This is a genomic window from Mycobacterium colombiense (assembly GCF_001953985.1).
Classification (GTDB): Bacteria; Actinomycetota; Actinomycetes; order Mycobacteriales; family Mycobacteriaceae; genus Mycobacterium; species Mycobacterium colombiense_B.
Window position 1 is genome coordinate 118,875 of sequence record NZ_MBEI01000056.1, and the last position, 11,382, is coordinate 130,256.

The following is an 11,382-nucleotide window of genomic DNA, read 5'->3' on the forward strand; positions in this document are numbered from 1 at the left end:
GTCATTCACCCACCATCGGTGAAGAAGATTTCTTTGACCTCACGCAGAGCGTAGGACACGAGCACGTAGCCGGCGAGCGGATCCGCCCACCACCAGCCGGCGATGCTGTTCAGCAGCAGGCCGAGTAGCACGGCGGCGGCCAGCAGGCCGTCGATGAGGGTGACGCGGCCTTCGGTGGTGAGCACGGGGTTGCTCAGGGCGGCACCGGTTCGGGCCTTGCCGGCCGCAAGAGCGAACATCGTCGCCGCGGTGACCGCCGTCCAAGCGATGCCAAGGGGCGAGGGCTCGGGGTGAAAGCCGGCAACGAGGACCAGCGTTGATTGCACCGTTAGGTACACACCCAGCGCTCCGAAGGCGGCGCCGATGAGCCGCAACGCTTTTCGTCGACGGGCTGCGCCGGTTCCGGAGAGCTCCCAGATCACCACCACCGAGGCGCCGATCTCGATCAGCGAATCCAAACCGAATCCGGCCAGCGCTACCGATTTGGTCGCGATGGCGGCCGCCGCGAGGATAACGATGCCGACCACGTTCCAGACCAGCGTGGCGTATTCCAGGGCAAATCCGCGCCGCAGCAGAGAGTGGCGTGCGCTCTCGTCCAGGTGGCTCATCGGAATCAGTCTCACATATCCGCGTACCGGCATGCCGTCATGGCCGATATCGTCCATGGACTGTGCAGAAAAGTCGACGCTGCCGCAGCACCGCCGCGGAAGCTGCGGCCCAACTGGGAGGAATGGCAATGACCAGCGTCACGAATCCGATCCCGCCGCAAGATCTTTCGGGAATTGTCGGACATCGCTTCATTTATACCTACGCCAACGGGTGGCAGTACGAAATGTACGTCAAGAACGCCATCACCATCGACTACCGCATCCACTCCGGACATGTCGGAGGCCGCTGGGTCAAAGGTCAGGAGGCCAACCTCGTCCAACTCGACGACGACAGTTTCAAAATTTCCTGGACCGAACCCACCGGCACCTGCGTGGCTGTCAACGTGCTGCCCACCAAACGCCGCATCCATGGCGTCATCTTCTTTCCACAGTGGATCCGCCTGCACGGTGAATACACCGTCTGCTTCCAGAACGACCACTTAGATGAGATGCGGGCCTACCGTGATCGGGGACCGACCTACCCCATCTACGAAGTCCCGGAATTCGCCTACATCACCCTGTTCGAATACGTCGGAACCGACGACGAGACCGTCATCGACACCGGTCCCGAACACCTCCCGCCGGGCTGGTCGAACCGCACCGACTAGTGGACCTGCCGCCGCGTCGCGCTCCGCATCCAGACGCTTGTTGCGACTCACGCTCTCGCAGTGAGAGAATATGATTCTCATGAACGTGCGGATGGCTCTCGGAGTGCCGCACCTGCTGGTTGAACTGGAGAACACCCGTGTCTGAAGCCGTCATCGTGTCCGCCCTGCGCACCCCCATCGGCACCGCCCGCAAGGGCACGCTGCGCGATACCAGTGCGTTCGATCTGGCGCAGCACGTGGTTACCGAAGCGGCGAGAGATCTGGACCCCGCGCAGGTCGACGATGTGATCCTGGGCGAGGGCCTCTACGGTGGCGGCGTGGTCGCCCGCCACGCGGCCATCACGGCCGGGCTGTCCCACGTGCCCGGGTTGGCCAACAACCGGCACTGCGCGGCCGGGCAGGCGGCGGTGCAGAGCGCGGCGGCAAGTGTGCGCGCCGGGATGGACGAGTTGATCATTGCCGGCGGCGTGAATGCGGCGTCGACGTCGCCGCGCTCCCGCATCCAGGTGGACGGCGAGTGGGTCGACTGGTTCCCCCCGACCCATCCGGACCGGCCCGACGCGCCGAACATGGACATGTCGATCACCGTGGGCTGGAACGCCGCGGTCAAGGCCGGCGTGAGTCGCGAGGAGATGGACGCCTGGGCGCTGCGGTCACACCGCAATGCCATCGCCGCCATCGACGAAGGCCGCTTCAAGGAGGAGATCGTCCCGATCGAGACGCCGCACGGCCTGTTCTCGGTCGACGAGCACCCGCGTCGCGACACCACCATGGAGAAGCTGGCCGCGCTCAAGCCGCTGCACCCCGAGATCGAGGGCTTTTCGATCACCGCCGGCAACGCGTGCGGCGCCAATGACGGTGCGGCGGCGCTCGTCGTCGCCAGCGACCGGCTCGGCCTGCCCGCGCTGGCCACCATCCGGTCCTGGGCATCCGTCGGTGTCGACCCGGCGATCACCGGGCTGGCACCGGTGGAGGCGATACCCAAAGCCCTTAAGCGGGCGGGGCTTTCGACCTCCGACGTCGATCTCTACGAGATCAACGAAGCCTTCGCCGCGATGTGCGTGGCCACCATCAAGTTGCTCGAGCTCGACCCCGACAAGGTCAACGTCAGCGGCAGTGGCTGCTCGCTGGGGCACCCCGTCGCGGCGACGGGAGCCCGGATGCTGGTCACCCTGGTGCACGAATTGCGCCGCCGCGGTGGTGGCATCGGCGTCGCGGCGATGTGCGCGGGCGGTGGAATGGGCTCGGCGACCGTGATCGAGGTCCCGGCTCCATAATGCGTACATGATCATCGCTGACCTGATTGCCCGCGCGCGCAATGGATCTCCGCGCGCGGCCGGTCGGCTGCTCAGCCTGGTCGAGGGCGACCAGCGCGACGAGGTCCTGGAGAATATCGGTCCCGCGCCGCAGGGCATGGGCCCGGTCGTCGGCATCACCGGGCCGCCGGGCGCGGGAAAGTCGACGACGGTCGCCGCGCTGGTCGCCGCCTACCGCGAGCGCGGCAACCGGGTGGCGGTGCTGGCGGTGGACCCGTCGTCCCCGTTCAGCGGCGGAGCCCTGCTGGGCGACCGAATTCGAATGGCCGCGCATATCAACGACTCCGACGTACTCATCCGATCGGTGGCCACCCGCGGGCACCTGGGCGGCCTGGCCGCCGCGGTGCCGGCGGCCATCCGGCTGCTGGGCGCGATCGGTTACGACGTGGTCCTGCTGGAGACGGTGGGGGTGGGGCAGTCCGAGATCGAGATTGCCGCCGTCGCCGACCCGACCGTCGTCATCCTCAATCCCGGCGCGGGCGACGCGGTTCAGGCCGCCAAGGCGGGAGTGCTCGAAGTCGCCGACATCGTGGCCGTCAACAAGGCGGACCGAGACGGCGCCGAACAGACGGTTCGGGATCTTCGGGCCGAAACCAGCGCGCCCATTGTTTCGCTGATCGCTGCCCGGGGTGAGGGCATCGAAGACCTGATGGCCGCCATCGAGGACCACCGCCGCACCGACAGCCGCGCCCGACGGCTGGCCCGCGCTCGAGCGCAGATTCTGTCGCTGGCGCAAACCCGGCTGCGCACCCAGCCCGATCTCGACCGGCTCGCCGAGGCGGTCGTGGACGGCGACCAGGACCCGTACACGGCCGCCGATCACCTGATCTCATCTCCGTCGCCCGGAACGGACTGACGGCCCCCGCTGTCCCCCGATCGGGGGACACGCGGATTCATCACCTTTGCTGACCGATCGGCGGAGGTGCGGCCCGCCGCATTCGCCCTACGTTGAGCGTGTTCGCTCGAGAGTAGGAGACCCGGCATGACTCACACACCCCAGACTTCGGCAGCACTGGTCCGCGACGACTGGTTGGAGCTGTATCGCCGGATGTGGGTTCTGCGACTGCTCGACATGGCGTGGGAGGAGCTGCGCGCCGACGGTCCGATCGACGACAGCGCGCAAGTGGAGTTCGGCCAGGAGGCGGTGGCCATCGGGACGGTTGCGGCGCTGAGGCCGGGCGATCTGGTCAACGCCAGCACCCCGCAGTTCGGGCACGCTCAGCAGATCGGCCTGGCCCTCCCGCTCGGCCCGGCCATCGCCGAAACGATCGGCCCCAAGCGCCGCGCCGGCGGCGGGGCGGCCGACTGGAAACGCTCACTGGCCAACGAGACGGCTCTCGGCCAATCGACTCTGTTCGCGCTGGGTGACGCCAACACCCAGCGACTGACCGGCGAGGGCAACGTCAGTGTGTGCGTCATCGGTGGCCGCGACACGCACTCCGTCGAGTTCACCAGTGCCGCAAGGATCGCCGTGCAATGGCGGCTACCGGTGGTGTTCGTCGTGGAAAACATCCGCGGCGCATCCAACGCCCGTCGGCGCGCGTACGAATTCGACACGATGCCCATGCTTCCGGTCGACGGCAGGGACGTTGTGGCGGTGGCCGACGCCGTCGCCGAGGCGGTGCACCTGGCGAGCGCCGGCGACGGCCCCGCCTTGGTCGAGGCGATCACCTACCAAACGAATCACCCCGCGGCCGTCGACCCTTTGGTCTTCGCGCGTCGGCAACTGGTCGCCGCCGGCAGCGACGGCGACCACCTCTGCGAGGTGGAGCGCGGGGCACGCCACCTGGTGGCCGAGGCCATGGCTTCGGCGAGAGCATTGGTGCGGGCGCGGCAGATTCCGCCCATGCCAGAGTCGAAGCCCTGGTCGGCCGCTAGCTGAGCAGACCCTGCCGCATTGCCTCGGCGACGGCGGCCGCGCGATCGCTGACGCCGAGCTTCTCGTAGAGGCGTTGCACGTGCGTTTTCACCGTCGATGGGGCCACAAAGAGCTCACCCGCAATCGTCGGGATGCTTTGACCGCGGGCGATCCTGTTGAGCACCTCACGTTCGCGGGCGCTCAACACCGGCGCCGACGGTTCCCCACGCTGCCGGATCTCCGCCGCAAGGCCGCCGACGAGCGCGGGCGCCACCACGTCTTGCCCCTGTGCGCAGTCGAGTACGGCCTTGACGATCTCGCTGCGCGTCGAGTCCTTCAGCACGAACCCGGCCGCACCCTGTTGCAGCGCCTGGTACACGATCGCCGACTCGTCGTGCGCCGAGATCAGCAACACCCGGGTGGCCAATCCCTGCGTTCGCACCGCCGCCGCCACCTGGGCGCCGTCCATGCCGGGCATCCGGTAGTCGAGCAGCGCGACGTCGGGCACGTGCGACTTGATCAATTCCAGTGCCGCAGAGCCGTCTTCCGCCTCAGCGACGACGTTGACCGAGCCGCTCGACGACAGCGCGCGCACCACGCCCTCGCGAAAAAGAGGGTGATCATCGCCGACAACCACCCGCACCGTTTCGGGGGTAGCCGCACCGACCATGGCGACGAGTGTAGCCGTTTGCCCCACAGCGGCGTTCGCATTCTGTGGGCGGCACGATGAGTCATTTTTCAGTTTGCTTCGGGGCGACGGACGCGGATGAGTACGGTGATCGGGTGGCGGTCGCCGGTGACGTAGAGCTGGAACGCGTGCGCACTGTTCACCAGTTGCGCTCGTACCGCATCGGCTCGGTGCTGCGGATCGGTGTGGTCGGCCTCATGGTCGCGGCCATGATCATCGGCACGAGCAGATCGGAGTGGCCGCGGGAAAGCGTGCTGATCGTCCTGTACGCGGTCGTCGCGCTCAGCGCGCTGGGATTGGCGTTCGCTCCGTTCCGTCGATGGATCGGAATGGGCCGATTGGTGGCGATCGGCCGGTTGGAGCCGTTTGTCTTCACCGTCATCGACATCGTCGCGCTCACCGTCTTCCAGCTGTTGTCCACCAACGGGGTCTATCCGCTGCTGATCATGGCGATGTTGCCGGTCCTGTTGGGATTGGACGTCTCCTCGCGCCGGGCGGCGGTGGTGCTGATCTTCTCCATGCTCGGATTCGCCATTGCCGTGCTGCAAGATCCGGTGATGTTGAGCGAAGTCAGGTTGCCGGAGGCGGGATTTCGGTTCCTGCTCTATGCATTCCTTTGTTGCGCGGCCTTCTTGGTGGTGCGCATCGAGGAACGTCATACCCGATCGGTGGCTGGATTGAGCGCCCTGCGAGAGGAATTACTCGCCCAGACGATGAACGCGTCGGACGAGGCGGCGCGCCGGATTTCGGAATTCATCCACGATGGGCCCCTGCAAGACATCCTGGCCGTGCGCCAAGAGCTCGTCGAATTGGACGCGGCGTTCGACGACGATGACCGCGTTGGCCGGGCGCTGGCCGGTTTGCAGATGGCCTCGGAACGGTTGCGGCAGGCCACTTTCGAGCTGCATCCCGCGGTACTCGAGCAGGTCGGGCTGGGCGCCGCGGTGCAACAGCTCGCGGAGTTCACCGCACAGCGGTCCGGCATCGACATCACCACCGACATCGATTATTCGGCGCGCAGCGACATCGATCCCGTCGTGTTCGGTGTGGTGCGCGAGTTGTTGTCCAACGTCGTGCAACATGCTGCGGCCAGCAGTGCAGCGGTCATGCTCGGGATCACTGACCAGACTTGCGTTTTGCATGTGGTCGACGACGGTGTGGGATTCGGCCAGGAGACGGTGGCGCGCCGCCTGGGGGAGGGCCACATAGGTCTGGCGTCACATCGCGCCCGGGTGGAGGCAGCCGGGGGAGCCCTGGTGTTTCTCGACGCCCCGGTGGGCACGCACGTCTGCGTCGAAGTGCCGTTGAAGAATTAACGACAGACTTGTGGGTATGCACCTCGCCAGGAGGTAGCCATGCAGCCGAGCCAGCCATCGCACCAAGCGACCACAGACCAATTCACGCCCGACGAACAGCGCAACATCAACATTGTTCGCGAGTACATGGAGATCTCGTACACTCCTGGCCGCGCCAGCGCGCACGCCGTTGAACACCTGTGCGGGCCGGACAACCGATTCGTCGCACCCACCACCTTTCCGAACGTCCACACGCTCGAGGAGTACGCGGAGGACCACGGTCGGCTCATGGAGCAGGTGAATGATCTGCACATCATCAGTTTCGACGTTCTCTTTGCCAAAGCCGACCGTGTCTGTCTGCGTTACACCGCCGAAGGAGCGCACCAAGGTGAACCGCACGGCGACATTGCGCCGACGGGCCGTACCGCGCGCTGGTCTGCGGCGGCGCTCTTTCGGGTACAGGACGGAAAGCTCGTCGAATTCATCAAAGACTGGAACAAGCTGTCAATGTGGGAGCAGTTGGGCTGGCCGACGCAAGAGTGCCTGACGGCAGGCCAGCCCTAGGCGAAAAGCAGTGGTGGCTCGCGTGTCAACTAGAGCCGCCCGGCATGCGGTGACTTGCGGATGCGCCATCACCGGCGCTACGTCCGCACCCCGTGCTGGGCCTGGTTTCCGCCGCCGCGTTTGGCGGAGTACATCGCAGTGTCGGCGATCCTGATGAGCTCGTCGACGAGCCATCCGACGTCAGGCCCGGCAAGCAGGTCCAATTCGGCGCTGGCGGTGCCGATGCTGGCCGTTATCTTCGGAGATTGCCGGGCGAGCTCGGCGCAAATCCGCGCGGCCAGGTCACTCACGTCCGAGGTCGTCGAGGTCAGCGCGACCAGAAATTCCTCGCCGCCGGCGCGGCAAATCATCGCGTCGGCCGGGGTGTGGGCGCGCAACAGCTCGGCCACCGCCCGCAGGACCTCGTCACCGGCCGAATGACCGTAGGTGTCGTTGATGCGTTTGAAGTTGTCGAGATCGACCATCACCACCGCCAGATGGGTGTGGGGCGACGGCGGGTTCGCCAATCGATGGCTGACGGCGGCGGTAAACGCTCGTCGATTCAGCAGGCCGGTGAGCGGATCCTCCTCGGACCGCTGAACATACGTCTCCATTGCCCGCGACATCATCAAAATACCCAGGGGCACACACAGATTGAGAAAGGTGTTGACCCAAAACGCGGAGGCCGCCGTGGCCATGTTGGTTTCCCGAGCAAGCCGCACCACCGCGGCGGTGGTCACGGCGACGGTTATCACGCCGGTGAACGGCAGGAGCCTGGAGCCGTGAAAGAAGGCGATGTAGCCGGCGGGGATCGCCATCGCGGTGCAGGCCAGGGCGGCGATGGCGCCCGTGGGCTGGACGAGGCTCCAGCCGCCGACGCCGAGCGCGCCGATCAGCGCGCCGGTTTGTGATTGCCGACGGGTGGGCCAGCGCGTCAACAACAACAACGTCAGACCGATGGTGAACGTGGCGGCAACGCCGCCGGTGATGACTTCAGCGAGGCTGGGTCGATGTTGACTCGGCAACACTGTCAGCGGCACCAACGCCGACGAACCGACGACGGCGGACAGGGCCGCACGCGCCGGGCGCAGCATTGCGCGTTGGCGAAGGAAGGTCGTGATCCACTCAAACCGGTCGGGTTGATCCCACCAGCTCCACAGCCGTCGCATCAGTCGGCGATCCTTCGGCCATACGCCAGGTGTCGTGCTGTGCAGTCCATCGGACCGGCAACCTTTCGTGATCCCCGGCGCCATTATTCAACTTTCCCGGGCCGGCCGTCACCCGGAACGCGCATCCGCGTGCGGCTGGTGCCCTCATCGGTAGTCGCTGACCAGCAGGCGGTAGCCGACGTCGAGCGCCTGTTGGTCGAGTAGTTCGGAGTGTCGTTGCTGCCATCGTCCGGAGCGCAGGTCGGCCGTCAGCCGGTCCAGACCCGCGGCCAGCGAGCCCGGCTGCGCGTACGCCAGCATCGAAATGCCGGCCCGGACGGTCGGATCGAGATAGGCATGCGGCCGGCGCCAGTAGGCGGCGCCGAATCCGTCGGTGCAGTCGTGCGGTACGGGCACGGTCTGCACGCGTGCTCCTCCCAGCAGCTCCACAAGTCGCTCGATCGGGACATGAAGCTCCTCGTTGATCCGCGCGGCATCGGGCAGATAGTCACGCAACAACCAGAAGTTCTGAATCACCGATTGGTCCCAGGTCAAGACGACTATCCGGTGGCGCGCGACGCGGCGCAATTGGCGGATTCCAGCGGCAACGTCACTCCAGTGATGGACGGTCAGCAGGGCCATGGCGGCGTCAACGCACTTGTCGCGCAACGGCAAATCCTCCGCCAATGCCTGTACACACGGGGCCGACCCTGCGGCCCGCTGCGCGATCATCACCATGCTGGGCTCGACCGCGACGACGGTCTGGGCCGGCTCGTACGATCCGGTGCCCGCCCCGACGTTGACGACGGTGTCCATCGCGGTGAGCGCGGCCTGCACCTGGGAGGCGATCCGCGGGTCGGGTCGGCGAGTGCTGCGATAGGTGGCGCCGATCCGGTCGTAGGCGACCATCGACTCAGGATGACGCAGTCGGGTGCGGTTACGCCAGTACGTACCCGGCTACTTCAGGTCGACCGACTTCCCGGTGGCGGCCGCGTGACCCGCTCGGTAACCGAAAACCATTGCCGGGCCCAGTGTTCCGCCGGCGCCCCCGTAGGCCCGCCCGGTCACGCCGCCCATCGCATTGCCGGCAGCGAACAGGCCCGGTATCGGCTCGCCGCCGACATGCAGAACGCGGGCATCGTGATCGGTGCGCGGCCCGCCCTTGGTGCCCATTGCACCGATGCTCACCGGCACCGCGTAGAACGGGGCGGTATCGATCGGGCCCAGCGTCTTACCGGCCGGCGTGGTCGCGTTGTCATCGCCCCAGTAGCCGTCGTATGCGCTAGAGCCGCGGCCGAAGTCGGGGTCCGCGCCGGCGGCCACGTGACGGTTCCAGCTTTCGACCGTGCGGGTCAGGCCGTCGGCGTCGATACCGGTCTTGGCGGCCAACTCGGCGAGGTCCGCCGACTCGCAGAACCAGTCCGGGACGGGCTGGCCCGGTTCGATGCCGAGAAACCCGTAGCGCTGCAGATGAATCGAGTCGAACACCATCCATCCGCGGTCGTTGACGTAGCCGCCCCGAGGGTCCAGGTAGTGGAAGGCGCCGGCCATCGAGTTGTAATCGCATGCCTCGTTGACGAAGCGCCGGCCGGCCGAGTTGACGATGATGCTGCGCGGCCGCGTTCGCTCCAGCCGCACGCTGCGGCTGCGCGGCTTGCCCTCGATGGTGTCGCCCGGGATTTGCACGATCGGCACCCACCAGGCCTCGCCCATGTTGGCCAAGGCGGCCCCGTGCTCCATCGCCATGCGCAAGCCGTCGCCGGTGTTGTTGGGCGGCGAGACCGCGCCGTGCATGGGGCCGCGTAGAAAGGCTTGCGTCAGAGCGGGATCCCATTCGAAGCCGCCGGTGCCCAGGATGACTCCGTGTCGGGCGCGGACGCTGATCGTGCGATCCGGCAGGGCCACGCGCACCCCGGTGATTTCGCCGTCTTCGGCGATGAGGCCTTCGGCCCGGGCGTTGGTCTGTGGGGTCACCCCGGCATCCAGCAGGCCCTTGAGCAGGCCCGCGATCAGCGCGGTGCCGGCGACGCACAGATGGCTGGTTCGTTCGTCGATCGCCGCGTGCAGGCGCGCCCTGGTCTCCGCGTCGAAGCCGACGTTGGACCAGTCGGCCGGGAAAGACGTTATCTGCGTTGCCCATGCGCCGAGCTGGGCCAGGTCGAAGGGGGCCGCGCTCAGCGACCTGCCGCCGCCGGGCTGTCCTCCCGGCAACTCGGGACGGTAGTCGGGGAATCCGGTCGCGATCTCGAACTGAAGACCGCTGTGTGCCTCGATGAAATCGAGCATCACCGGCCCGGTGCGAACGAAGGTTTCCACCAGCTCGTCGTCCATCGATCCGAGCGACTGGGCACGCAGGTACCGCAGCGCATCGGCGGGCGTCAATTCGCCGTCGGGAGAACGGTTATGGGCGGGTATCCACACGATGCCGCCGGACACGGCGGTGGTGCCGCCGACGGTCGGGGCCTTCTCGTAGACCTCAACCGAGGCGCCCGCGACGGCCGCGGTCAGTGCGGCGGTGAGGCCGGCGCCGCCACTGCCGAGCACGACGACGTCGACTTCGTGGTCCCATGACATGGGCTGCTATCCCTTCAGCTCAGTAGCTCCGACAACTGCTTGGCGGCCTTGACGACCGCATCCTTGCCGCGCATCACGACGTCTTCCCGGTGCGAGATGAGGTTGATGCACGTTGGTGGGGACGGCACCGGACGGCGCACCCCCACGGCCAGGCCGTAGGTGTTCGGTTCGATCTCACCGTAGGTCGTCACCCAACCACGTTCGCGCGCTCGTGTTACCAGTTCTCTTTCCCCTGGTCGTGGCGGCATGCATGCGAGCAAAGCGATCCCGGCGGCGCCGCGGTCCAGCGGGTAGCGGCTGCCTTCGTGGAAGGAAAGCTGGTAAGCGACATGGCTGGGCACGATGACCGCGATCGCCACCTGCTGGTCGCCTTCGGCGATGAGCAGGGACACGGTGGTGCCGAGCTCGTCGGCCAGCGCCCGCAGCGTCGGCAGACTCACTTGCCGCACGTTGCGGTCGAAGGAAGCGCCGAGCACGGCCAGGCCCGCGGCCGGGCGGTAGCGGCCGTCCTCGCCCTTGGCCACCAGCCGGAACTCGGCCAAGGTGGTCAGCAGCCGGTAGGCGATGGTGCGGTGCACCCCCACCTGATCGGCGAGCTGTTGCACCGTCAGCCCGCCGGGGGAGTCCGCCACCATCTGCAGCGCGGTCAGACCCCTGGCCAGGGTCTGCGAACCGGTACCGGACCCCGTCACAGCCTTGACAGAC

The 11,382-nt window shown here is 67.0% G+C and carries 12 protein-coding genes; 6 read left to right on the plus strand and 6 right to left on the minus strand.

The features are described 5' to 3' along the window. Positions 1–5: 5 nt before the first annotated feature. Entirely contained in the window at positions 6–608 is a 603-nt protein-coding gene (locus A5732_RS16215) for a cation transporter (protein ID WP_076102843.1), read from the minus strand. A 128-nt stretch (positions 609–736) separates the two neighbouring features. Between A5732_RS16215 and A5732_RS16220 the strand changes: the two genes are divergently transcribed. The 4 genes from A5732_RS16220 to A5732_RS16235 all read left to right on the plus strand — a co-directional run bounded on the left by A5732_RS16220 (position 737) and on the right by A5732_RS16235 (position 4,453). Further along, on the plus strand, positions 737–1,255 hold the full coding sequence (locus A5732_RS16220) for a phenolic acid decarboxylase (protein ID WP_076102753.1): 519 nt from the start codon (positions 737–739) through the stop codon (positions 1,253–1,255). Positions 1,256–1,392: 137 nt separating this feature from the next. Beyond that, complete coding sequence (locus tag A5732_RS16225) at positions 1,393–2,532, plus strand: thiolase family protein (protein WP_076102754.1); 1,140 nt, start codon at positions 1,393–1,395, stop codon at positions 2,530–2,532. Positions 2,533–2,539: 7 nt separating this feature from the next. Next, positions 2,540–3,427 (plus strand): methylmalonyl Co-A mutase-associated GTPase MeaB, encoded by an 888-nt coding sequence (gene meaB / locus A5732_RS16230; RefSeq protein WP_064951257.1) that lies wholly within the window; start codon positions 2,540–2,542, stop codon positions 3,425–3,427. Positions 3,428–3,553: 126 nt separating this feature from the next. Then, a complete protein-coding gene (locus A5732_RS16235; protein WP_076102755.1) occupies positions 3,554–4,453 on the plus strand; it encodes a thiamine pyrophosphate-dependent enzyme in 900 nt (299 codons plus the stop codon). Here the strand turns inward: A5732_RS16235 and A5732_RS16240 are convergent. Then, positions 4,446–5,099 (minus strand): response regulator, encoded by a 654-nt coding sequence (locus tag A5732_RS16240; RefSeq protein WP_076102756.1) that lies wholly within the window; start codon positions 5,097–5,099, stop codon positions 4,446–4,448. The two genes, A5732_RS16235 and A5732_RS16240, sit on opposite strands and share 8 nt — an antisense overlap. 113 nt (positions 5,100–5,212) lie before the next feature. Here A5732_RS16240 and A5732_RS16245 point away from each other — a divergent pair, with 113 nt between their 5' ends. Beyond that, positions 5,213–6,433: a sensor histidine kinase gene (locus tag A5732_RS16245; protein WP_076054832.1), complete on the plus strand. Its 1,221-nt coding sequence runs from the start codon at positions 5,213–5,215 to the stop codon at positions 6,431–6,433. A gap of 39 nt (positions 6,434–6,472) precedes the next feature. Next, complete coding sequence (locus A5732_RS16250) at positions 6,473–6,976, plus strand: ester cyclase (RefSeq protein WP_076102757.1); 504 nt, start codon at positions 6,473–6,475, stop codon at positions 6,974–6,976. Between the two features lie 77 nt (positions 6,977–7,053). Here A5732_RS16250 and A5732_RS16255 read toward each other — a convergent pair whose 3' ends face one another. The 4 genes from A5732_RS16255 to A5732_RS16270 form a co-directional block, all read right to left on the minus strand. After that, complete coding sequence (locus A5732_RS16255) at positions 7,054–8,124, minus strand: GGDEF domain-containing protein (protein WP_076102758.1); 1,071 nt, start codon at positions 8,122–8,124, stop codon at positions 7,054–7,056. A 144-nt stretch (positions 8,125–8,268) separates the two neighbouring features. Further along, a complete protein-coding gene (locus A5732_RS16260; protein ID WP_076102759.1) occupies positions 8,269–9,012 on the minus strand; it encodes a class I SAM-dependent methyltransferase in 744 nt (247 codons plus the stop codon). A gap of 48 nt (positions 9,013–9,060) precedes the next feature. Beyond that, on the minus strand, positions 9,061–10,677 hold the full coding sequence (locus A5732_RS16265; RefSeq protein ID WP_076102760.1) for an FAD-dependent oxidoreductase: 1,617 nt from the start codon (positions 10,675–10,677) through the stop codon (positions 9,061–9,063). A gap of 14 nt (positions 10,678–10,691) precedes the next feature. Then, positions 10,692–11,369: an IclR family transcriptional regulator gene (locus tag A5732_RS16270; RefSeq protein ID WP_076054823.1), complete on the minus strand. Its 678-nt coding sequence runs from the start codon at positions 11,367–11,369 to the stop codon at positions 10,692–10,694. Positions 11,370–11,382 lie beyond the last annotated feature (13 nt).